We start from the raw sequence: 22,001 nt of genomic DNA, 5'->3' as shown, positions 1-22,001 counted from the left end.
AGAAAATCGCTTGCGTTAGCGAGTGTATAGCGCGTTAACTCTGACCTGTAGAAACACTTTCCTCTCTTTCGGCTGAGTGAGCGTTTGCGTTAGCAGGCGTTGATTTGGTCGAGGTGGATAGCGTGGTCGGCGACCTCGGTAACGAGTTCAGCATCGTGGGTGATGACGATGACGACGGCACCAGTGTCAGCGAGTTTACGCATTACTCGGGAAATCGCGACAAGGTGTTTGTAGCCAACACCGGACGTGGGCTCGTCGAAGATGTAAACTTTCTTGTTCGCAGCAAGCGCTGTAGCAATAACCAGACGTTGACGTTGCCCGCCAGAGAGTGCTTGCGGATGATCAGCCTCGTGGTCGGCAAGGTCGAGTTCTTCAAGGATCGCGTGGGCATCGATGTGTTGCTTTTCGGCTTTGGTCGTGCCGAGCGTGACTTCGTCGATGACGGTATCTGAGAACAACTGTCGGGTAGGGTCTTGCATCACAAGGTAGGCGTCGCGGCTGGTGAATTTTTGTCCGCCGAGTGTGATGGATGCATGTTTGGCTTTTTCTAGTCCGCAAACAATGCGTGCCAGTGTTGATTTGCCTGACCCGCACGGGCCGAGGAGTGCCGTGATTTTCCCTGCCGGAAACAACACGTGGTTAATATTGAGGACTGTGTTTCCGTGGCGGTAGGCAAAGGCGAGGTTGTCGATTGTGAGCCCTTCACCTTCTGGTTCGGGCAGGCTCGGCATGGATACGGGCACTAGGGATCGCAGCCCAAGCTGTTTGCGCTCCTCATCCGAGGTAGCGTAGAACTCTTCGCCGGTTGCGGTGAGGACAATCTTGCCTTTGTCGAAGCAGTAGACACGGTCGACGATCCCGGAAAGGAAACTTAGCCGGTGTTCAGCAATGATGATGGTGTGTCCATCGGCTTTGAGCCTGGCGATGAGTGTGGCGAGTTGGTCGATAACGTCAGCGGACAAGTTCGCGGTTGGCTCGTCAAAGACGATCAGCGACGTGTTGTTGCACATGGCGACGGAGCAGGCCACGCGTTGCATCTGTCCGCCTGATAGTTGTGTGACGCGGGATTCCAGCAGGTCGGCGATACCTAACTCGGCTGCGACCTCGTCAATGCGGGCACAGATCTCCTGCGGGTCGCGGCCGAGATTTTCTGGGCCGAAGGCGAGTTCTTGGCGCACGTGGGTGGTGTAGAACTGGGTGCGCGGGTTTTGAAACACTGTCGAACAGTGGTGGGCAAGGCGTGGCAGGTCTGTTTGTGCCACGTCAATGTCGTCGACTGTGACGTTTCCGGTAAGGTCGCCGTCGTGGAAGTGCGGGATGAGCCCGTTAAATAGCCGTAGTGCGGTGGTTTTTCCTGACCCGGATGCGCCACACAGCAAGGTGACGGTTCCGGGTGTGATGGTGATGGTTGCGTCGTTGATTGAGGGGTGGTCTGCTCCTCGATAGGTGAAGGTGACCCTAGTTGCTTGGGCTATTGTCATAGGACGATTCTCCATATCGCGAAGCCGATAACGATGAGCAGAATGACTGCGTCGACCACTCGGAATTTCACGACTGTGACTGAGGTGGGCTTTGCGGTTCCGCCCAGTCCGCGCACGAGGGCGGCCGATGCCAGTTCGTCCCCGCTGCGTACCACGGTCGATAGCAGAGGGATTGTGAAGTATTGCGCCGCACGCAGTGAGAGCACGGACATGCCGCGTAGTTTCATGGCATCTGAGATCGCTTTAACTTCGTGGCCGATCACGGGCAGCACACGTAACGCGACTGAGATCGGGATCGTGAAACAGGTCGGGATTCGTGAGCTGGCGAGTGCTTTTTGCAAGGTGGCGGGTCGGATTACGCCGATCGCGTAGGCTCCCATTCCTGCGCTGACGCTGAATCGCCACATCCACTGCAGAAACAGCACGAGGAACGCGCTGGCTGTTGATTTCCAGACCAGGGGTATCACGAAGACGAGTGTGCCGAGAGCCGCAAACGTGGCCAGGTAGACGGCCACCCAGCTCGGGCGCACGAGCGTGTTGGGGTTGATCGTAGCGCTCGTCAGCATCACGGCGGCGAATCCGCCCAGAGTACACACGAACCACGGCGAGTAGGCACTGTAGATCGTGGTGGAGACGATGACGAGCGCTGCGATAATGGTGCGCGGGTCGGGAAGTTTAGACAAGACCGGCCCGTTCAAAGTGTTTGCGCGCGACCCTGGTTCCCAACAGACCAGCAAGCCAGCCCACGATGAGCATCACGCCGAAGAAGCCCAGCAGAATCGGAATCGTGACGACCTGTGCCATCTTGGCGGCATACTCGGCACCCATTTGTTCGGCGATCTGCGACATATATGCGTCTTGGTTCATAAATAGCGGAATCCACGGGGAAACATAGATCGGCAGAATAAACAGTGCATATGCCAGCGGGACACGAACTTTCACGCTCTTCGGCCCCTTGGTGATCACCAAGTCAGCGAGCAGGCCGAACACAGCGGCGATCGCAATTCCTCCCACCCAGTGGCCGGTCACGAAGAAGAGGATTTCGATGATAATCAGCATGATTGTCAACGCCCCCATCTTCGGAGTGCGGGCAGTAAACAGCGCAAAGACGATGCCGTTAACGAGGATAGAAAGCAAGAAGCCGGCATACATGGCAGCCGGAATGAACCCGAGCATTCCGAATGCAAACACGATGACGAACATCAAGGCAGTGAAGACGCCGATATTGATGAAGTCGCGCGCGTTGAGGCGCGAGGATGTGGGTGTGGACATAGTTTTTCCTTTTATGTGCTGATATGCGCTGTGTTTAGACGAGTTGCCATCCGCCTGCGTTGATGCGCTCTTGCCAGAAATCGCGGTATTGACCCGGCTGGTTGACCAGCTCGTCGTGGCACCCGCGCTGGGCGATACGCCCACCGTGGGAGAGCACAATAATTTGGTCAGCTTGTCGAATGGTTTCAAGTTTGTGGGCGATCACGATCAGCGTGGAGTGCTTGCGTAGCTCATTCATCGCCGCAACAATATTGGCTTCATTTTCCGCGTCCAATGCGCTGGTGGCCTCATCGAAAAGCACGATCGGGGCCTTCTTCACCAAGGCGCGAGCGATAGAGACGCGTTGCCGTTCCCCACCTGACAGTGCACGCCCGCCAGAACCCGCCAATGAATTCCAGCCATCTGGGAGGCGGTTGACGATTTCCGTCACGCCCGACAGGTCAGCGGCCCACCTGATTTCTTCATCGGTGGCTTCTGGGTTGCCAAGGCGAATGTTGGCTTCGAGAGTGTCGTTGAATAAGTAGACGTCTTGGAAGACAAGAGACACCTGGCGCATCAAATCTTCGGTGGTCTGCTCGCGCACGTCCACTCCGCCAACGCGCACGCTGCCGGACTGCACATCCCAGAAACGTGCAACCAACCGGGCGATCGTCGTCTTCCCGCACCCAGATGGACCAACCAGGGCACACATGCCACCTTGCGGGACATGGAAGGAAATATCACGGAGAACCGGGGTGTCCGGATCGTAGCCGAAGGTGACGTCCTCGAAACGAACATCACCAGGGGCGTTTATCGGTGTAGAGGCATCGGGTTCGGACAGTTCGGGGGCATCCATGACCTTGTCGACGTGGTTCATCTGCTGGCGGCGTTCTTCCAGCCCGGTCATGCAGCCACCGATGTCTTGGAGCATGGTGGTGAACCGCAGGCACATGCCGATTGTGACCACGGCGTTCAGCGCATTCATTTGCCCGCCGAGGGCGAGTTGGGCGGTCAGCCAGATCATCACCACAATGAGCGCTTGAACGAACATCCCATTAATCAGGTTCGCTAGTGTTTCGATCCACAATGCTTTGCGACCCTTGCGGTCAGCCTGTTTGAATGCCCGATCAAGGGCCGGGTAGTCGTCGGCGACATGGCAGGAGCGCAGCGCGCCTTGGCAGGTGGCGAATTCGACCATGCGAGCCGCCAGCTCCGATTCGGCTGGTTCGGAAACCTTCTTGCCCTTATCGAGAAGCACACGGGAAATATGGAGGAAGGCAAGCATGATCGGGAACGCGATCGTCAAGGTCAGTCCCAGCCGCCAATCCCAGAACCAGGTTCCCACAGTGATCACCAGCACGGCCGAGAGTTTTTGGACGAGAGAGAAAATGAAATGTGCCGCCGACTCGCCCAAGTTCATCATTTCCTGGGTGACCATGCGCGACAGCCGTCCAGAGCTACCCGAATCGAACACTCCCAACGGTAGGCGGGCTACTTTGTTACCTACTGCCTGGTGGACGTCGTGAATGAATCCAAGCGCGCCGATATAGCCGGTGCGCATGCCATAAAACTCCGTGCCCACGCCCAGCACCGCGAACACCGCCAAGGCGATGAGCCAGCCCCAAAACGACAGCCCCCACACCGGCATTCCGGTCGCCAAGGCGCTTGCTGCAGGGAGTAGCGCGAGCAGGGCAAAGCCGTGACACAGTCCTGAGACCGCACCCCACGCTTGACCAACCGAAAGGTCTCGCCACGAGGCGGGTTCCATCAAACGCTTAAAGCGTGGCAGCAATAGTTGATTCATCGTGTCATCTCCTCGCATGCACCTTGGGCAAGAAGTGCCTGATAGTGCGCATTACCCAACAACTCGTCGTGTTTACCGACCACAGCAATGCCCCCGCGTTCCATGACGACAATCTGATCCGCGCCCCTGATCGAGGCCAGTCGGTGGGCGATCACAATCACGGTTCTGCCTTTGGCAAGAGTCGAGAGAGCTTGTTGGATTTTCGATTCCGATTCCGGGTCCGCCATCGCCGTCGCCTCGTCCAGCACCAACACTGGGGCATCAACCATGAGCGCCCGGGCGATCGCGATACGGGCTGCCTGCCCGCCCGAAACGTGGGTGTCCTCCCCCAACACAGTGTCGTAACCATCTGGCAGGCTCATGATGAACTCGTCGATCTGCGCTGCTCTCGCCGCCTGCCGCACCTGATCCAAGGTTGCGTCTCGCGCGCCCAGGGCAATGTTGTTGTGGATGGTGTCGCGAATAAGCTGTGCATCTTGCAGGACGAATGCGACCGTCGAATACAACACATCCTGGGAAATGCTCTTTAGATCAACCCCGCCGATGGTGATCGTGCCAGCGTCCGGGTCATCAAAGCGGGCCATCAAACTCGCCAACGTCGACTTCCCCGCACCCGACGGGCCAACCAGCGCGGTCACCGTGCCTGCCGGAATGCTCAGGCTCACCTCGTCTAATGCCTGGGTGTCGTCATAGGCATACGACACACCCCGAATCTCGATATCATGACCGTGTGGTGTCTGTGGCGCATCGGGCTGACTCAACGCCGGTAGCTCCATGACATTCACCAGCCGTACTGCCGCTGAACCTGCGAGCTGATAAGACCAGGCGATGGTTGCGACTGCCATCAACGCTCCCGGCAGCACCAAGGCAATCAACGTCGTCGCTATCACCTCGTAGATGCTCACCCAACCGGCGTTCATCATCAACGCGCCACCGCCAAGGTTCACGATCAACAACACCGGGATCGACACCCACGAAAATGAGGCGACCGACATCGACACCAGCGGCATACACCACGCCCGGTAGAACTTAGAAAACTCGTTAGCTGCATCTAAATAGGCTTTATGTGCTTGGCCAACCTTGCCGAACGCTTTCACCACTGAGATACCGGCAACGAACTCGGCCATCGTTGCCGAAACCTGAGCAAGCTTGGTGTCCATTTCCGCGGTCTTCTCATTCATCCCACGCATCGACATGCCATACATGCCCACATAAACCGGAATCGTCGCAATCGACAGCAGAGCGAGCCGCCAATCCACCACGAACGCATAGGCCAACAAGGCGAGCGGGGAGACGATTGCGTTCAGTTTCTCGATCGGCCCGTGTGCGATCACTGTGTGCACCGTGGCCGTATCATCCTGAATGGTCTTGCGGATCTTCCCTTCGCCCTCGCGGGTAAACCACGACAGCGGAGCAGTCGACATTCGGGCGGCAATTTGCCGACGCATCTGATTACGCAACGACAGGTCAATAAAATGCGTCACGCCCAACGCAACAAAATACAAAGTCAACCGCGCCATGTAAGCAGAAACAAGGAGCATCACGATCCAGTTCACCCGCGCCGGGTCCACCCGGTCTTGCATCAGCGCAGCTCCCAGCTCCACCAAAGCCACATAGGGTGCGATAGCCAACACCCCAGAGGCGAACGTTAAGGCCTGCGCGATAAACAGTTTGCCTTTCACCGGCTGCGATAGCTGACGGATCGCGTTCTGGCCAGCGACTGATTTTTCCTTCGCCGACCCATACTCGCCTTCAACAACCCGATCCGTTGCACTTTCGTTCACGTAAGCACCATCCTTCTTAGGCATGCCTAACCTTACTATATTTCTGGGAGGTGTGTCTACTGTGCACGTCAACTGATACGAACATCACCCTTTCAGGGCAATCCTCACCTGTTCACCGGTGCGGAACACGAACCGGATCGCGTCCTCGGTGACAATGGCGTGGTCGATAAGTGCGCTCCATTGTGCGGGGTGAAACTCGCTCACAGGTTCCCCTGTCAGATCATTCAGGGTTGTGGTGATGGCGGCGTGCTTGGCGGTGTTCGCTGCGATATCTTTTTCCAGGCTTGTTCTACGTGCGAGCGTCTTACGGTAGGTAGTATCGAGTTCGGCGTACGCGGATTGGCAGGCGTCCTGGTCGAGCGCACACCGCTGGTTTTCCGCAATCAGCGCTTCGATCTGCTCGTCTTTCACCGTCGCGCTGCTGCAGGGATGTTCGTCTGTGTATTTATGGTTGCATTGCCAAACTGCGTCTTTGCATTTCGTGTTCGACGCCCACGTTTTACGCCCATACCACGCCCCACACCGAGCACATTCCAGCCGGGTGGAGAACAACCCGACTTTCGCTGACTATATGTTGCCATGCCTGGTGGCGAGTTCGTATTGCATCTGATCCCAGATACGCGGTTCGGTAATCGGCTCATGATTACCTGATACATAGTATTGTGGTACTTCGCCTTCGTTGACCTTCATCTTCTTAGTAAGGAAATCGGTGGTGAACGTCTTTTGCAGCAGGGCGTCGTCCTTGTATTTTTCGTTGGACAGGATGGAGCACACTGTCGAGGTTGACCACACTTCTTTCCCGCGCGGGGTGAGAATCTTGCGGGCAGCGAGCTCGGTTTTAATCTCACTGATCGCTATCCCATCAAGGAACAGCTGGTAGATCAACCGCACGGTCGGAGCCTGCGTCTCGTCGATGACGAGGCTTCCACCCTCGCCTTTCTTATATCCGAGTAGCACCAATTACCCATAATCCCCACGCCGACTCCCGTTTCGAAGGAGTCGGCGCGGGGGCTTTTGCGTGGGTATGGAGCTGATTCAGGGGCGCAACCTAAGCCGACGGCGACGACGACGGCGACGGCGACGGTGCAGTGTATCTCAGCCACCGCAATACTGCTTTGACACGACGGTTGTTATCTTCCGGTTGGAAGCCGAGCTTCAAGAACACATTCGCCACATGCTTACTCACAGCGCCTGCGGTTAGTACTAGGCGTTTTTCTATTTCCTTATTACTAAGCCCCTGCGCCATCAGGTCGAGCACTTCGCGCTCACGTGGAGTCAGCTCGGCGATGCCGTCCTGCTTTGCGGCCAGTAGCGTCGCAACCACTTCAGAATCGACCACGGTACCGCCACCACGCACTTCTTCCAGCGCCGCAACGAAGTGGTCGACATCCGAGACGCGTTCCTTAAGCAGGTACCCAAAGCCACCATGCTGCAGCAGGCGATCCAGGTAGCTGGCCGCCACGTATTGGCTGAGCACCACAACCGGCTGGTCGGGGTTGTCCTGGCGAAGTGTGGAGACCGCGAGCAGTCCGTCGTCACGCATGTTCGGCGGCATTCGGACATCGGTGACGATGACATCGAACACCTGCCCTTCGGCGGTGGCGAGCAGCTGATCCGCATCGCCGACGGCGACGACCTCGTGCCCCAGTGCCCGCAGCAGGCCGGTCAGCCCCTCGCGCAGGAGTACGGAGTCCTCTGCCAACAGTACTTTCATCGCATCCTTCCTTGGCGAATCGGCAGTTCCAGCAGCAATTGGGCTCCACCGTCGGCGTTGGTGAGTTCCACGGTTCCACCGAGCGCTGCCGCCCGTTCGCGCAGGCCCGCAATGCCGGTTCCACTGTCATGCTTTACGACGTCTACAGCGTCTGCACTCGTTGGTTTTTCCAGGCCTTCGCCATTGTCGCGCACAGTGACCGTAAGCGTACCCAGATGGGACACGAGCGCCTTCTTCGGAGTCTGAACCGCGAGAGTGATATCAGCTCGATCGGCATGGCCATGCTTGGTGGCGTTGGTCAGCCCCTCCGCTGCGCAGTGGTAAGCGAGCAGCGCTGTGGTTTCATCAATCGGGCCGAAGTCGGAGACACCGTCCTCACGAACAGAAACCTCCATGCCAGAGTGCGCTGCCAATTCCTCTACTGCTGCGACTAGGCCATTTTCGAAAAGCACTGGCGGGGCAACGCCAAGCACCACGGAGCGCAGCTGCGCAAGAGCCTGCGTTGCATTGCGGTCGGCGGCAGAGAGTGCCTCGGCTACCTTTTCCTCAGTCTTACCCATGCGAGCAGCGGCAATGTTGAGTTTCAAGGCGGTCAGGTGCTGCTGCGGACCGTCGTGAAGCTCGCGCTCAATGCGACGGCGCTCGCCTGAGAAGGAGTCAATGAGCACATCGCGGGACTGGCTGACTTCCTCGCTGGATGGTGCGAGGATGACGCGGGAGAGCCAAATGGACAGCAGGCCGGCACCGAAGTTGATGGCGATGGTCAGCGCCAAAAAGAGGATGGCGAAAACCCAGGCAACAGCAATTTTCTGTGTTGGGTCCGTCAGAGTCCAGCTGAAAAACTGCACTTCATCAACCAGGAAAGGTGCAGCGAAGAGCACACCGACAGTGAAGCCGCCGCCGACCCACGCTGTGAAGGTGACAAAGCCAATGGCCAACTGGACGAGCAAGTTGACGAAGTTGCGGATGTCGAACCAACGATTGGTCACGCGGTTGGCAATCGGGGTGCCGGACCACGATGCCACCCAGCGAGAGAGCCAGTCGGCACCTCGGCCGATGAGCGGAATCCACGGCAGAAGCACAACAGAGGCAATCAAACCCGGAATGAACAGCAGTCCGAGAATAAAACTCCAGGCCAGCGCGATTAAATTCTTTTTCTTTGTCATAGGTTCAAAGCTAAGTTGGCCCGGGTTCAAATGCAGTGGAGCTAACTCCCCTAAATTCAGTCGAGCTGAATACGTCCCGGCTTCTTTTCGCCGATACCACGGTCGGCCAGTTCGTCATCAATGTACGTTGGCCGACCGACAGCCAGCCCAAGCACTGCAAGCACGACCGTAGTACCAAGCAGTACGACCAGAATAGGTGTCCACGTTTCCGTCGTTCCAGCGGCCACACCCACCAGGAATGGCCCGACTGCGGAGAAAATGTAGCCGATTGGCTGCACGAAGCCGGACAGCCGCGCGGTCAGCTCATGGCTGCGCGTGCGGCCCGGAATCAGCGCGATAGCCATGGGGAAACAAAAACCACCCACGCCCAGCAGGAACGCAGCCCCAATCGCGTATCCAACACCAGTTTCCGCCGCTCCCCGCTGGTCGATCAGAATCATCAACGCGTACCCGAGGAAGAAAAGGCAGCCGAGACCAAAGGCGACGTAGGACATGGTGCGGAGCCGTGCAATCAGCGGTGGCATCAGCAGACCGCCGATGATGCCCAGCCCTTGAACAATCATGGATGCCGCGGTAGCTACGCTGACGCTGATGCCTGCGTCGATAAGCATTTTCGGCATCCAGCCCATCAGCACGTAAGCGTTCATCGACTGCACGCCGAAGAAAACTGCCAGTGCAATGGCTGTCGGTGACTTCCAGATTGGTGTGCTTGCCGAGGCACTGACCGGCGCCTTCGGGTAGTCGAATCCGATGCGTGCACGCAGCGGCAACCACACGACGAGCTGCACCAGGGCGGTGATTGCCCATGCGGCAAGCGCCCAGCGCCACATTTCGATACCACCTGCAGATGTCTCGGGAGAATCGCTAATCAAAAATGCCGTCGCTGGCCCCAGTCCACCGCCGAGGGCGATCATGCTGGAGTACAGCATCATCAGCACGACCGTATGGCGACCACCGTGCACCTTAATCCACGCAGGTAGCAGCACATTTCCCAGCGCAATGCCCGCAACCGATAACGCAGTAAACAACAGCAATAGCCAGATGCTGCTCACCCACGCGCACCGCAAGGCCGACGAATAGCAACGTCGCAGACAGTGTGAGTGCACCGCTTAAGCCCATTCGCTTGCCGACGGAAACCGCGGACAACCCAATCGCGAAAAATGCGAGCCCCGGAATCGCTGTAATCAAACCACCAAAGGCGGAGGAAGCGCCAAGGTCGGATAGGAGCTGATCAAGCACCGGACCGATTGACGCAATACTCGGGCGCAAATTCAGCGCCGCGACGATTACGGCGATAACAAGAACGGGAACGCTGAGCGCGATGGCATTCTTCGAGGACCCGGCAGCCTTTGGCTGTGGTTGCCCTGGTTTTTCTTCTATCGCCATAACAATGGACGTTACCGCTTCCTGCTAAGGACTCTCTAGCTGACCCAAGCCGGCTGGGTTCGGGGAAGCTTAAAAAACTAGCGTGCTGAATGTTGCTGTTGTCCTATCCTGGACTACAACGACATCTCTTTTTCTTTATCTATTGACAGTCTTTCGGCTATCTCTGACGTAAGGATTGAACTCAAAAATGGTTGAACCGATTTCTGATTCCATGCTCATTGCCTACGACGGCTCCGACGAAGCCAAGCGGGCGCTGGCCTATGCCGGAAAACTGCTGCGCGTTAAGAAGGCCTACATTCTGACTGCCTGGGAACCCCTGCAGCGCGCTGCAGCGCGCACTGCTGGCGCCTCTGGCATGATGCAGCCCGACTGGGATGCCACGACTGAAGACGGCGATCCGGCTCACGACGAGGCCGTCCGTATTTGCCGTGAGGGTGTACAGATTGCCGCTGAGGCTGGCTTCGTCGCGGAGCCCTACTTGGTAGAGACGGAAACTACTATCTGGTCGGCCATCGTCGATGCAGCTCACGACCTCGATGCGGGCGTGATTATCTCCGGCACTCGTGGTGTGACTGGTTTGCGTGGTCTGTTCACCGCCTCGACCTCTGACGCGTTGCTGAAGAATGCTGGCCGCCCGGTCCTCGTCGTTCCGGGGGAAAAGGAATAATTTCTAGAAAATTTTTAAAAACTTACTTAGCTGATAGAAAATGGGTTAATCTCTCAACTAAGAAAACTCAATGACCGCTGAAACCGCTCAAAATTCAAGGCGGGGAGAGAATCCCAGCTGTTCCACTGGTTTACAGAAGTCACAGAGTGTAGTTTTATAAACAGTATTGACTTAATGCACACGAGGAGTCCTCAACATGGCATACGAAACTGATTCCGAGCAGCGTCGTAGCGTTGGCCCTGCCCTGGCCTCGGCGCTCATTGGCGCCCTTCTCGGTGGTGCCGCTATCTTCGGCATCGGCCAGGCTCTGACCGAAGACCGAATTCCGGAAGCACAGGCTGTTTCCGCCGATGACGCTCTGCTTGGCGGTGTCGAGTACGGTCAGCGTTAAGTTTTTAACGCTAACCCTCCTTTAAAGCTATGCCCACCTTTGTTCGAGCGCGTAAGCGCGTGCTTGTACCTTGGTGGGCTTTGCTGTGCCTGCTGGCATTCATCCAGTCTCCCGGCAAGACTGTCGCTGACACAAAGCACGACCTGACAGAAGACCCCATCGGGTTTTTGTCCGCCTCGCTCAACATGTGGTCAGACACCATGCCGCTGGGACAGCTCCAAAACCAGGCATATGGCTATCTCTTTCCACAGGGCGCATTCTTCGCGCTGTTTAGTTTGCTGCCCGATGTCCTAGCGCCCGGCTGGCTGGTTCAGGCGCTGTGGTGGAGCCTTACTCTCTGCGTGGCTTTTACCGGCGCATATCGCGTGGCCGAAGCTATAAACGTCGGCACGCATACCTCTCGCGTATTGGCGGCATTGTTGTACGCGTTGTCGCCGCGTGTGATTACGACGTTGGGCGCGATTTCGTCCGAGACCTGGCCCGTCGCGCTGGCACCGTGGATTCTGCTTCCGCTCCTGCGGGTCGCAGCCCGGCGCGAGGAACTGCCCTGGCGTGCGACTGCCCGTGCCGTATTGCTGTCCGGTCTAGCGGTACTGTGCACTGGCGCGGTCAATGCGGTCAGTACAGCGGCGGCTTGCATCCCCGCAGGTCTGATGCTGCTCTTCTTCGCTTTTACGGGGCCTCGTCGCGGGCGTGCGTGGACGATGCTCGGCGGTTGGCTGGCTGCGTGTGCAGCGGTCAGCATGTGGTGGATTGTGCCGCTACTGCTGCTGGGCAAGTACTCACCACCGTTTACGGACTACATCGAGTCCTCCGGTGTGACCACTCGCTGGCTGAGCCTCGGCGAGACGCTGCGCGGCGCTACCTCGTGGACGCCGTTTGTCTCTTTTGAGCGCGTGGGTGGAAATGCGCTGGTCGCGGAGCCAATTCTGATCTACGCCACGATGGCTGTCGCAGCAATCGGACTGCTTGGCCTGGTCATGCGTTCACTGCCGCTGCGCCGGATGTGGCTGCTGATGATGCTCATCGGCCTTGTCATCATGGCGGCCTGGACGGAGCCATTCGGACTGGTGTGGGAATCGGCTCGAGAGATGCTCGATTCCACGCTCGCAGCGGTACGCAACCTGCACAAATTCGACACTATTGTGCGCCTGCCGCTCGTTATCGGTTTCGCTCATGCGACAGCGCAGCTGCCATGGCCGTGGCGGGAACCTGCGATTGACCGTGCGGAGAAGGCGAGTGCTGATGCTGACGCCGAAAACACCGATGCCAAGGTTCCAGCCGTAGCTCAAGCGACCACCGGCTGGCAGCAGTGGCTGCACCCGGAGAAGCACCCGCGCGCTATCGCATCGATGCTGGTTCTGGTGGTTCTCGCTAGCGCCACCGCACCTGCGTGGAGTGCTCGCTTAGCTCCGGCAGGAGGTTTTTCCGAGGTTCCGGGCTACTGGCACGAGGCCGCCGATTGGCTGAACAAGCAGGGCGAGGACACCCGCACGCTGGTCGTACCGTCATCACCGTTTGCCGATCAGACGTGGGGCAATACTCGTGACGAACCACTCCAGCCGCTTGCCGACGTCCCCTGGGCCGTCCGCGATACCGTGCCATTGGTACCTCCAGAGGCGATTCGCGGCCTCGATGGTCTGCGCAATTCGCTGACTCGTGGGCGTGAAGTACCGGCACTGGACGCCACACTGCGCAACAATGGCATCGGCTATGTACTGGTCCGCCACGACCTGCGAGTGGCATCAAGAGGCGATTCACTGCGCGCCATTACCTCCACGCTGCAGGACTCTCCGACCATGGAAAAGGTGGCGGAGTTCGCGGACGAGGACGGCCATACCGCTATCCAGATTTGGGGTGCGGGCCCGAAGGAGCTGCGCAATCACGCACTTTCACCGCGGTTGGTGGACACTACCCAGGTACCGCTAGTCGCCGGCGGCCCCGAAGTGCTCCCGCGGCTTGACGAAGTCGATTCCGATGCTCCGGTGCGCATCCTGTCTGGCAAGGATGCCGGCACTGTCACCGACACCCCCGCCCGCCGCGGCCGCAACTATGGTGAAGTCGTCGGTGCGGAGTCAGCAATCCTGGCCGAAGACGAGGACTCATATGTCCGCAACCTCGTTCCGGACTACCCCGTCGTGGGACTGCCACTGACGCAGACAGCAACGGGTCGCGCCACAATTGAGGTTTCGTCGTCGGCCTCTGAGCCATACAACGTCGGTGGTGCATCGGCTGACCACTCGGTCAACGCAATGCTCGACGGCGACACCACCACCTGGTGGGAACCCTTGGCGGGCAAGAGCCAGGCTGAATGGGTCAAACTGTCATGGAAGGAACCGACCGATAACGCAGTGCTCAGCCTGACCGGTGCTCGCGTTCCAGTGCAACTGCGCATCCAGACTGATACGGCTTCGAGCTCCGTACAGTTAGTCCCGGGTGAGACGACTCGTATTCCGCTGCCCGGCGGCAAGACCACATCTGTGCTCATCACAGCAAAGATTGCTCCTGTAGGCTTTGCTATCTCCGAGCTAGGCCTGGTGATTCCAAAGCGAGACACTGGCTTCGACGCATTCGAATCCAGCAGCCCCGATTCCGATGAAGAGGCGGAACTTTCCGCCGAGGATATAGCGGAGGACCTCACGCCGGTTCGTGTCCCGGTGGTACCGAATTCCTCGTCGCTGGCTCAGCGTTGGGTCTTTGGCCAGGAGATTCACGAGGGCACGCTGGTGCGCCTGTTCACCGTTCCGAAGCCGGTAAAGGTGAAGGTCGATGCTGATACCTGCCGCAGCAGCATCGGAGACCCGTGGGCCAGCCTCCAGCGCGGTGACGGTTCTGATCACCGCGGGCTGACCTGTGGTGAAGAGATTGAGCTCTCGCCGGGGCCATGGCGCATCGATGCCAAGTCCGATTGGGTATCGCTCACCTCGACTGACTACTTCGCACCGTCAGCTGAGCAGCAGAAAGCCACGCCAATCGACCTGAACAATCCTATTGACGCTGCCGACCACGATCGCATCGTGTGGTTGCCAATCTCTGTCAATGCTGGCCACGAGCTTCGTGTCGGAGGTGCCCCCATGAAGCCGGTAACGGTCTCTGGTTGGCAGCAGGGTTGGACGATTCCGGCTGGAATTGGTGGTGCAGTCGAGCTGACCTATCCACCGCAGCAGACCTGGCGTACTGGAATCCTCGCAGGCGGCGCACTCGCAGCTGTGTACGCACTGGTCGCTGTGGGGCTGGCTTTCGCTTGGCGACGATTCGCTCTCACCTCTCCGATTCCCGCATCTTCGCTGGGCAATGACTTGCCGCGGGCGGCTATTGGCATTGCGGCTGCCGCGACAGTGACCCTGGTATCCAGCTGGCCTGGCGTGGTCGTTGCCCTCGTGGTGGTTGCCGCTACCCTTGGTGCGGTTTTCTGGGCACGGAAGCGTGGGGACGTCGTCAAGCCATGGCTGAACGTGCGAAATGCACTAATTGTGGCGCTTGCTGCGATGATGTCGATTGCGGGCTTGGTGCTGGCGGCGAACCCATGGCCAAAGGATGACTACGCCGGTGCCGGCTGGCCGCTTCAGTTACTGCTGACGGCGGCGCTGACGATCGTGGCGTGCTGCTCGATGCTTTCCGGTGGCGGTGCTGATGACGACACCGACAACACCGCTGATTAAAAGCCGTTAGCGGTTGACCCAGACGCGTGCGAAGAAGCGGCGGGCAGGTTCCTCGACGAGCGCGTAGGAGGCGGCGGCCACCGGAATCGACAGTGCGACCGTGACAATGGTGACACTGAGCAGATGTCCGGTGAACAGCTTCACGCCAAGCAGCGGGAATGCAATGGAGAGCATCGCCACATGCCAGAGGAAGATACCGTACGACCAGCGCCCTAGCGCCTGCATGATGGGGTGTTCAAGGAAGCGAGACTCCGGCGCTATCGCCCAGGGGCCGATGATGGCGGCACCGAAGACCAGACCGCACAGCAGGCGGCGGGTGAATTCCCAGTTGGTGAGCTCGACTAGCCCTTCGGGACCCAGGTAGGAAGCCAGAACCAGCGCACCAACGGCGATCGCCAGCCACAGCGAACGGCGGCGTGCCCAGCGCTGCATGGTCTCCACCTTCGCGCGGGCGGCATCGGTATCGACGCCCTGGAGCGATTCCAGCTCGGCGAGAATCATGCCAGCTGCGAACCAGGAAAAGTAGGCAATCGGCTGAATATGCGGGTTAACGCCTTCTGGGTACGGCAGTGGCAGGTAGGGCCAGCCGAAGCTCAAGATCGCAAGCAGGGAAATTGCCACTATGCGGCGCCCCTGCTGGCGATGCGGGTCCAACCGGCTAAGCCCAATGGCAAACAGCGGCAGCGCGATGTAGAACGCGACCTCCACCGACAACGACCACAGGTGCGTCAACCCACCGTGCAGCGAGCCGGAGAAATACACCTGTGTCAGCGTCAGATTTGTTAGCCAAATCTTGAGATCCGCGCCGCGCCCCACCGGCAGTGCGATGAGCACAATAAGCACTAGCACCCAGTACGCGGGCATAATGCGCGCGACGCGCTTCTTGTAGTACTTCGCCCAGCTCTTCTTCCGTCCGCCGTCGGCATCGGACAATGCTTTACGACGGGGAATTCCGCCGTAACCCGAGCGGTGAGAACGCCACAACAGGAATCCGGACAGCACGAAGAATACGGCCACGAAGAAGTCGAAGCGGCCGAGGATGCGCTCCCACAGGGCTCCCACATCATGCCCGGTCTGGAATGCGACGTGCGTGCCGATGATGCCCATCGAAGCCACAGCTCGCAGGCCCTCCAGCGAAGGCAGGAAGCCTGGGCGGAATATGGTGGCAGAGCTCGATGCAGTGCTGGATCCCGAGCTGGATGCAGTGTTCGGCATAGCGCTCGACGCTGTGTCTTGCCTAGCGCTTGGAGCTGCCGCAAATGCCTTGGACGTCATAGTACTTTCTTACACGGATACCGGAATGAGTAAAATCACTTGTATTCTATTATGAAATAAGTCCTGTTCAGGCCGGTTTTTCCAAAACTCTTTTGTTTTCCCGACAAGTTATTTTTTAAAAACACACCACATAACTCCTAACTTCCTGCTAGGTTTTGCAGCAGAAAGTTACGTACAGTTAAAGGACTATCCGCTGATGAAGAGAACTCTCGGACATGCACTGATTATCATCGGTGCTGCATTGATTGTCATTGCCGTCCTTCTGCCAACCTTCCTGGTGCCTCGCCTCCGGGTCATCCCACTTGACACTGTGAGCGACACCATCACGGAGGTGCGCGACGGCACCCTGTTGGACTCCAGCCAGCTGGGCAAGAATGAGCCAACGCCAAACCGCAAGAATGACCCGCGTTGCAAGGCAGAGACGGACGAAGAGAAGCGCGACCTCCCGGTCCACTGCTTCATCAACGACAAGACTCCGATGCAGTCGAAGCGCCACGTTGAGATCGAGGAGCCGGCTGACGACAAGATCGCAACCCTCCAGGTCGGTACCACCCTGCTGCGCGATGACCGCGAAGAGCCGAAGAACCTCATCAATGCGACCCTCGACCGCATCACTGTTGACCGCAGTACTGCGTACCCGGTAGATGACCCGATCTCCAGCGTTGCTATTAACGCGCCCCAGGGTGGTTCGGACACCAAGCCGCCGACGTTCACCCGTCCGGGCATCCAGTACCAGTTCCCGTTTGGTGCCGAGAAGAAGTCCTACCCGTACTACGACGTCCAGGCGATGCGTAACTTCGAGATTGACTTCGTCGGTGAGGAAACTCAGGATGGCGTCAAGGTCTACAAGTACTCCATGACCATTCCGCCGCAGAACCTCTACGAGTCCCTGACCGAGCACTTCACTCGCGACGGCCGCAAGCTCACCGAGGCTGACAAGTCCTCGCTGGCTTCCATGCGCCTGAGCTTCCCGGCTCACAAGTGGGGCCTGGAGGGTGACGACGACGTCGAGTTGGATCGTTACTACACCAACGTCCGTACTGTTCGCGTGGAGCCAACCTCTGGCGTGATCGTCAACGGTACTGAAGAGATGTTCATGTTCTACGCCAAGGACGACAAAGAAGCGGAAGAAATTGCTTCCAAGGCTGGCCGTGAGAAGGAAGCCAAGGAGCAGAACCGCACCGCGATGAAGTACACCGCACAGTGGGACGAAGGCTCCAAGGGCCGTCAGATGGACCGTGCTAAGGAAGCCCGTAAGTCGCTGACTATCGGTGGCACTGTCGCACCGTGGATCCTCGGCATCCTCGGCCTGGTTCTCATCGTGATTGGCTTCCGCATTCGCAGCAAGTCTGCCTAAGGGACCAAGCCACGAGGCCCTTAAGATGCCTCAGGCACTCGCTTAGCTCGAGTTTCACTGAGGAAATCTAAAAATAATTTAATATAGGGCACGTGACACAACGTTTCCGCACTACTTTGACCCAGTCGGCTCGCTCTCATTCGGAGCGAGTCGCCTGGGTTTTTGTGTTGTCGTGGATTCTCTTGCTGACCGCTGCCGTGTGCTGGCCGCTCTTTGCCCCACACAAGGCACCGGCTGAGGGTCGCTTTGGGGCACCGATGTTTCTGCTGCGCGACATGGTCATCTCCAATCACCCACCGCTTACCGACGCGGCCCTGGGACTCGGCCCCGCTGCGGCACGAGCTGTTCCGCAGGACACCGCACTGTGGGCACTGGGCTACTTTGTGGATGCCAGCCATTGGGTGCGCTTCGCCATGGTGGGCGCCTGTTTGATTGGTGGTCTTGCAGCTGCTGAGCTCGCCCGCAGGTTCACTCGCCACGACTCTGGCACTAGTGGCGTATCCGGTGCCGGCCTTATCCCCATGACTCCGAGCTTGGCCAGTCAGCTGATCGCACCGACGATGCTGCTCTGGAACCCGTTCGTCGTCGAGCGTTTACTCCAGGGACAGTGGTCACTGGTCATCGCCGTATTGTTACTTCCTGCAGTAGTTCTGGCAACACAGATGGGTAGTGCTTTGTGGCGCACCAGCGCCATTGCCGCTGCGGGCCTCACACCGACCGGTGCCCTATTGGCTGGTATCACCGGCATTGCTGCCGCCCGCAATAACCGCGACCGCGCTTGGATTGCGGCCACAACACTGGCGGTCAGTTCACCGTGGTTGGTGGCATCTTTGCTTAACCCGAGTGCAGCTGGGTCCTCCGATGTTGCTGGCGCTGCCGCATTTGCGGCCCGAGCAGAGGCTCACGTCGGCACACTCGGCAGCCTGTTGGGGCTGGGTGGCATCTGGAATAAGCAGGCTGTGCCACTGACGCGCGAGGCTGGTTTTTCGGCGATCATGGTGCTGGCACTCCTGGTGCTTATGGGGCTGGGATTCCGTCGTGTCTGGCATTCGCAAGAGCGCTGGCGGGGGCTGATTATCGTCGGCGCCGTGAGCATTGTGCTCGTCGCTCTCGCCGCAACAACGCCGGGCATTTTGATGATGGGTTGGGCACTCGAGCACATCCCGGGGGCGGGTCTGCTTCGCGATGCACAGAAGTGGATCGCGCTCGTTGTCCCCGCCTATGTCATCCTCGCCGCCAGCGGTGCGGAGTACCTAGCACGCCGCGCGCGCAGTGCCACCGCCAATATCGGCCAGTGGTTGGCTACCGGCGTCAGCGCGCTCATCATCATTGCCGCTGTCCCCACGCTGCCCGCCGATGTCGCTCCGCTACGCCCCGTTCCGTCATGGGAGGGCTGGTCGGCGGTTTCCGGTGTCGTCGCGCTTGACGACGATCGCGTTGCGGTTCTGCCTGCCGGTTCTTACCGCATCATTGATGGGCGCCCTGTCCTCGACCCGGCTACGAAGATTTTGCCCGCTCCGGTGGTGAGCTCCGGCGAATTGATCGTCTCTGGGCAGTCGGTGTCTGGCGAGGGAACCACAACCGTTGAGCGCACACTGCTCGGTGGCGCGAAGAGGCAGGAGGAGCTTGCGTCTGCGCTCCAGAGCCTTCGAGACCAGGGCGTTGGCTGGGTCCTAGTGGAGAATTCGCCCGGCAACTTCGGCGATTCAGCTGACATTGTGGCAGCGCTAGATCCCGTCTATGAAACACCTGACCTGCAGCTATACCATGTCCCCGGCGTTATCGATCCGACCACAGAACCAAGCCAGGGGGCCTATACAGCTGCGTGGATGGCTTTTGGAATCTGGGCTCTTTGCCTGCTCGCTGGAATACTGGCTGGACTATTGGCTGGAGTAAAGGAAGCGCTACTGCCCCGCCGCAGGTAGCAGATTGTCCAGAGTTGGGTTTTCCAAGACATTCAGAACTGCCTCGCCGGTTTTGTCCCAGCCAAATTCTGCGGCACGGGCGACGCAGGCCTTGGACATGACGCGATGCAGTTCGCCGTTATCGAGAATCTGTCGTGTCTTGGTAATTAGGTCAGCTTCATCGCTGGCCAGCAGGCCAGTTTCACCGTCGTTGACCGAATCACGCAAGCCCGCCGAGGATCGGTAACCGACCGTCGGCACGCCGTGCTGTGCCGATTCGATGACGGCGAGCCCCCAGCCCTCCTTGCGCGAAGGCATCAGATGCAGACACGACTTGGAGAGGATGCGGTGTTTATCCGCCTCTGTGACCTGCCCGTGGAAGACCACGTGATCCGAAACGCCCTTGTCACGGGCATATTCCACGAGATTGTCGTGCCACCATCCCGAGCCAATAACATCGAGAATTGCACCTGGACGATCCTGCACAAGATCTGCGAGCACATCGATGGCGTGCTCAATCTGCTTGTGCGGGACCAATCGCGACAGCGTCACCAGATGCGGTGCCGGACCGTCGCACTCGGATAGGTCTGCCATGATTTCGGTCGACTGCAATTCCTCCGGAATCGGGTCCACACCATTGCGAATCACCGCGATGCGCCCCGGCGACACTCCAAGTTCTTCCAGTTCAGCGGCACTTGGCTCGGAAACGGTGATGTAGCGGCAGCGGCGGTGAACCATCGGCGACAGACGCGACTCGATGAACCACCCCAGCTTGCTAATAATCGGCCCTGCCACTGGCCACTGTTCGCGGTGGCAGTGATGTGTCAGCAGCACCGTCGGTGCGCCGGAGAAAATCCGCGCGAAAAAGGGGACACCGTTTTGGGTGTCGACCACGACATCCGGCTGGCCGCCGAGTGCCTTGGCAATTGGCCCCACACCAAGTCGCGCACCCAGCATCGCGGTCCAGGAGCGCACGTAGACGGAGAAGTTTCCACCAGCACGGGAGAAAGTCACGCCATCACGACGCGAAAGGGCTGGTGCGCCTGGGTAGTTGGCCGTGCGGAACACCACAGTATGGCCTTGGTCGGCAAGGTAACCTGCGACGCGCTCCAAATAGCGCTCACTACCTCCACCTTCGGGATGACCAGTGTCGCGCCAACACAACAGTAAGATTTTCATAACAATATGAGCCTAACGCTCGGCGCGGCTTTCGTTGCCGCTTTAGCTCAAATCCATACTCCCAAACCCAACCAGTCCATTAGATTGTTTGACGTGACCAGCTTTCGCTTTCCCGCTTTTATCGTCCCACCTGCCCTGGAAGAGCTGCGCAGCTTTGCTACGCTGTCGCGCTCATTCGGGTTGCTCAACGACTTCAAATACGAGCAAACCGATCCCGATATCTTCTATGGACACCTGGCCGAGGACACCATTGGCCTGCTAGAAGGAATCGCAGCTGGGGCGGATGGTGCGGTGGGGTCGACGGGCGCAGGGAGGCCGGTGGGCACGTCGTCAAGCGTTACGACGAACACCGCTCTGCGAGGCAAACGCATCCTTGATGTCGGCGGCGGCCCCGGGTATTTTGGCCGCGCATTTGCCCAGCGTGGCGTGGAGTATTACACCTGCGAGCCAGACGTGGGTGAGATGGCGGCGGCGGGGATCAAGCTGGAGTCGTCCGTACGCGGATCGGGGCTGGAGCTGCCATTTCGCGATGACGCCTTTGACCTCACCTACTCGTCGAATGTCGCCGAGCACGTGCCCGAGCCGTGGACGATGGGCGAGGAAATGCTGCGCGTAACCAAGCCGGGCGGGCTGGTCGTCTACTCCTACACCATTTGGTACGGCCCATTCGGTGGTCACGAGATGGGGATGACGCACTACCTGGGTGGCGACCGCGCGCGGCGCATGTATGAGAAGAAGCACGGCAAGCGGCCGAAGAACTACTTTGGCGAGTCCCTGTTCAAGGTCGGTTGCGGTGAAGGTTTGAAGTGGGCGCACGCTGCCGCGGAGGCCGGCGACTGTGAACTGCTGGCCGCGTTTCCGCGTTACCACCCGTGGTGGGCCTGGTGGATGGTTCACGTGCCGGGGCTACGTGAGTTCGCGGTGTCGAACCTGGTGCTGGTGCTGCGGAAGCGGTAGGGGGTCAGTTTCTCTCGGAGCGT

At 58.9% G+C, this 22,001-nt stretch carries 19 protein-coding genes; 6 read left to right on the top strand and 13 right to left on the bottom strand.

The window, feature by feature from the left end:
• Nucleotides 1–89: 89 nt before the first annotated feature.
• The 11 genes from HMPREF2878_RS01560 to HMPREF2878_RS11410 all read right to left on the bottom strand — a co-directional run bounded on the left by HMPREF2878_RS01560 (nt 90) and on the right by HMPREF2878_RS11410 (nt 10,586).
• Nucleotides 90–1,481: an ABC transporter ATP-binding protein gene (locus HMPREF2878_RS01560; protein ID WP_070602388.1), complete on the bottom strand. Its 1,392-nt coding sequence runs from the start codon at nt 1,479–1,481 to the stop codon at nt 90–92.
• Nucleotides 1,478–2,164 carry an energy-coupling factor transporter transmembrane component T family protein gene (locus HMPREF2878_RS01555; RefSeq protein WP_070437217.1) on the bottom strand — a complete coding sequence of 229 codons (687 nt, stop codon included), beginning with the start codon at nt 2,162–2,164 and terminating at the stop codon, nt 1,478–1,480. The genes HMPREF2878_RS01560 and HMPREF2878_RS01555 overlap by 4 nt, the downstream gene beginning before the upstream one ends.
• Nucleotides 2,157–2,753, bottom strand: a complete 597-nt coding sequence (locus tag HMPREF2878_RS01550; protein ID WP_070437219.1) for an MptD family putative ECF transporter S component — start codon at nt 2,751–2,753, stop codon at nt 2,157–2,159. The genes HMPREF2878_RS01555 and HMPREF2878_RS01550 overlap by 8 nt, the downstream gene beginning before the upstream one ends.
• A gap of 34 nt (nt 2,754–2,787) precedes the next feature.
• Complete coding sequence (locus HMPREF2878_RS01545; RefSeq protein WP_070437222.1) at nt 2,788–4,536, bottom strand: ABC transporter ATP-binding protein; 1,749 nt, start codon at nt 4,534–4,536, stop codon at nt 2,788–2,790.
• Nucleotides 4,533–6,320: an ABC transporter ATP-binding protein gene (locus HMPREF2878_RS01540; protein ID WP_070437316.1), complete on the bottom strand. Its 1,788-nt coding sequence runs from the start codon at nt 6,318–6,320 to the stop codon at nt 4,533–4,535. Before HMPREF2878_RS01540 ends, HMPREF2878_RS01545 begins: the two co-directional genes overlap by 4 nt.
• An 84-nt stretch (nt 6,321–6,404) precedes the next feature.
• Nucleotides 6,405–6,872: a recombinase zinc ribbon domain-containing protein gene (locus HMPREF2878_RS11425; RefSeq protein ID WP_224433374.1), complete on the bottom strand. Its 468-nt coding sequence runs from the start codon at nt 6,870–6,872 to the stop codon at nt 6,405–6,407.
• Between the two features lie 15 nt (nt 6,873–6,887).
• On the bottom strand, nt 6,888–7,277 hold the full coding sequence (locus HMPREF2878_RS11415) for a recombinase family protein (RefSeq protein WP_070429408.1): 390 nt from the start codon (nt 7,275–7,277) through the stop codon (nt 6,888–6,890).
• Nucleotides 7,278–7,368: 91 nt separating this feature from the next.
• Entirely contained in the window at nt 7,369–8,034 is a 666-nt protein-coding gene (locus tag HMPREF2878_RS01525) for a response regulator transcription factor (protein WP_070652739.1), read from the bottom strand.
• Entirely contained in the window at nt 8,031–9,200 is a 1,170-nt protein-coding gene (locus HMPREF2878_RS01520; RefSeq protein ID WP_070652738.1) for a sensor histidine kinase, read from the bottom strand. The genes HMPREF2878_RS01525 and HMPREF2878_RS01520 overlap by 4 nt, the downstream gene beginning before the upstream one ends.
• Before the next feature lie 56 nt (nt 9,201–9,256).
• A complete protein-coding gene (locus HMPREF2878_RS01515; RefSeq protein WP_246821886.1) occupies nt 9,257–10,234 on the bottom strand; it encodes an MFS transporter in 978 nt (325 codons plus the stop codon).
• The gene (locus tag HMPREF2878_RS11410) at nt 10,164–10,586 is read right to left on the bottom strand and encodes an MFS transporter (protein WP_246821884.1); all 423 of its coding nucleotides are present in this window, start codon (nt 10,584–10,586) and stop codon (nt 10,164–10,166) included. The genes HMPREF2878_RS01515 and HMPREF2878_RS11410 overlap by 71 nt, the downstream gene beginning before the upstream one ends.
• A 187-nt stretch (nt 10,587–10,773) precedes the next feature.
• Here HMPREF2878_RS11410 and HMPREF2878_RS01510 point away from each other — a divergent pair, with 187 nt between their 5' ends.
• The 3 genes from HMPREF2878_RS01510 to HMPREF2878_RS01500 all read left to right on the top strand — a co-directional run bounded on the left by HMPREF2878_RS01510 (nt 10,774) and on the right by HMPREF2878_RS01500 (nt 15,306).
• Nucleotides 10,774–11,253, top strand: a complete 480-nt coding sequence (locus tag HMPREF2878_RS01510) for a universal stress protein (RefSeq protein ID WP_005510532.1) — start codon at nt 10,774–10,776, stop codon at nt 11,251–11,253.
• A 196-nt stretch (nt 11,254–11,449) separates the two neighbouring features.
• The gene (locus tag HMPREF2878_RS01505) at nt 11,450–11,644 is read left to right on the top strand and encodes a DUF2613 domain-containing protein (RefSeq protein WP_070652737.1); all 195 of its coding nucleotides are present in this window, start codon (nt 11,450–11,452) and stop codon (nt 11,642–11,644) included.
• Between the two features lie 29 nt (nt 11,645–11,673).
• Entirely contained in the window at nt 11,674–15,306 is a 3,633-nt protein-coding gene (locus HMPREF2878_RS01500; protein ID WP_070652736.1) for an alpha-(1->3)-arabinofuranosyltransferase domain-containing protein, read from the top strand.
• 6 nt (nt 15,307–15,312) lie between these two features.
• Here HMPREF2878_RS01500 and HMPREF2878_RS01495 read toward each other — a convergent pair whose 3' ends face one another.
• Entirely contained in the window at nt 15,313–16,521 is a 1,209-nt protein-coding gene (locus HMPREF2878_RS01495; protein WP_246821881.1) for an acyltransferase family protein, read from the bottom strand.
• Nucleotides 16,522–16,777: 256 nt separating this feature from the next.
• On the opposite strand from HMPREF2878_RS01495, the gene HMPREF2878_RS01490 reads away from it, so the two are divergent.
• A complete protein-coding gene (locus tag HMPREF2878_RS01490) occupies nt 16,778–17,938 on the top strand; it encodes a cell envelope lipid trafficking protein PgfA (protein WP_070601003.1) in 1,161 nt (386 codons plus the stop codon).
• 92 nt (nt 17,939–18,030) lie between these two features.
• Nucleotides 18,031–19,863 carry an MmpA family trehalose lipid delivery protein gene (locus HMPREF2878_RS01485; RefSeq protein ID WP_070652734.1) on the top strand — a complete coding sequence of 611 codons (1,833 nt, stop codon included), beginning with the start codon at nt 18,031–18,033 and terminating at the stop codon, nt 19,861–19,863.
• Here HMPREF2878_RS01485 and HMPREF2878_RS01480 read toward each other — a convergent pair.
• The gene (locus tag HMPREF2878_RS01480; RefSeq protein WP_070652733.1) at nt 19,843–21,021 is read right to left on the bottom strand and encodes a glycosyltransferase family 4 protein; all 1,179 of its coding nucleotides are present in this window, start codon (nt 21,019–21,021) and stop codon (nt 19,843–19,845) included. The two genes, HMPREF2878_RS01485 and HMPREF2878_RS01480, sit on opposite strands and share 21 nt — an antisense overlap.
• Nucleotides 21,022–21,114: 93 nt before the next feature.
• On the opposite strand from HMPREF2878_RS01480, the gene HMPREF2878_RS01475 reads away from it, so the two are divergent.
• Nucleotides 21,115–21,978, top strand: a complete 864-nt coding sequence (locus HMPREF2878_RS01475) for a class I SAM-dependent methyltransferase (protein ID WP_224784269.1) — start codon at nt 21,115–21,117, stop codon at nt 21,976–21,978.
• Nucleotides 21,979–22,001 lie beyond the last annotated feature (23 nt).

This window comes from Corynebacterium sp. HMSC065H09 (assembly GCF_001812845.1).
In the GTDB taxonomy this organism is placed as follows: domain Bacteria; phylum Actinomycetota; class Actinomycetes; order Mycobacteriales; family Mycobacteriaceae; genus Corynebacterium; species Corynebacterium jeikeium_D.
The sequence above is the reverse complement of the archived record's forward strand: the minus strand, read 5'-3'. Positions and strand labels throughout refer to the sequence as shown.

Excerpts from the sequence above, each read along its gene's own strand:
- HMPREF2878_RS01560 (WP_070602388.1), bottom strand. The coding sequence starts at position 1,481 with ATGACAATAGCCCAAGCAACTAGGGTCACCTTCACCTATCGAGGAGCA.
- HMPREF2878_RS01550 (WP_070437219.1), bottom strand. The coding sequence starts at position 2,753 with ATGTCCACACCCACATCCTCGCGCCTCAACGCGCGCGACTTCATCAAT.
- HMPREF2878_RS01545 (WP_070437222.1), bottom strand. The coding sequence starts at position 4,536 with ATGAATCAACTATTGCTGCCACGCTTTAAGCGTTTGATGGAACCCGCC.
- HMPREF2878_RS01525 (WP_070652739.1), bottom strand. The coding sequence starts at position 8,034 with ATGAAAGTACTGTTGGCAGAGGACTCCGTACTCCTGCGCGAGGGGCTG.
- HMPREF2878_RS01520 (WP_070652738.1), bottom strand. The coding sequence starts at position 9,200 with ATGACAAAGAAAAAGAATTTAATCGCGCTGGCCTGGAGTTTTATTCTC.
- HMPREF2878_RS11410 (WP_246821884.1), bottom strand. The coding sequence starts at position 10,586 with ATGGCGATAGAAGAAAAACCAGGGCAACCACAGCCAAAGGCTGCCGGG.
- HMPREF2878_RS01510 (WP_005510532.1), top strand. The coding sequence starts at position 10,774 with ATGGTTGAACCGATTTCTGATTCCATGCTCATTGCCTACGACGGCTCC.
- HMPREF2878_RS01505 (WP_070652737.1), top strand. The coding sequence starts at position 11,450 with ATGGCATACGAAACTGATTCCGAGCAGCGTCGTAGCGTTGGCCCTGCC.
- HMPREF2878_RS01500 (WP_070652736.1), top strand. The coding sequence starts at position 11,674 with ATGCCCACCTTTGTTCGAGCGCGTAAGCGCGTGCTTGTACCTTGGTGG.
- HMPREF2878_RS01495 (WP_246821881.1), bottom strand. The coding sequence starts at position 16,521 with ATGCCGAACACTGCATCCAGCTCGGGATCCAGCACTGCATCGAGCTCT.
- HMPREF2878_RS01490 (WP_070601003.1), top strand. The coding sequence starts at position 16,778 with ATGAAGAGAACTCTCGGACATGCACTGATTATCATCGGTGCTGCATTG.
- HMPREF2878_RS01480 (WP_070652733.1), bottom strand. The coding sequence starts at position 21,021 with ATGAAAATCTTACTGTTGTGTTGGCGCGACACTGGTCATCCCGAAGGT.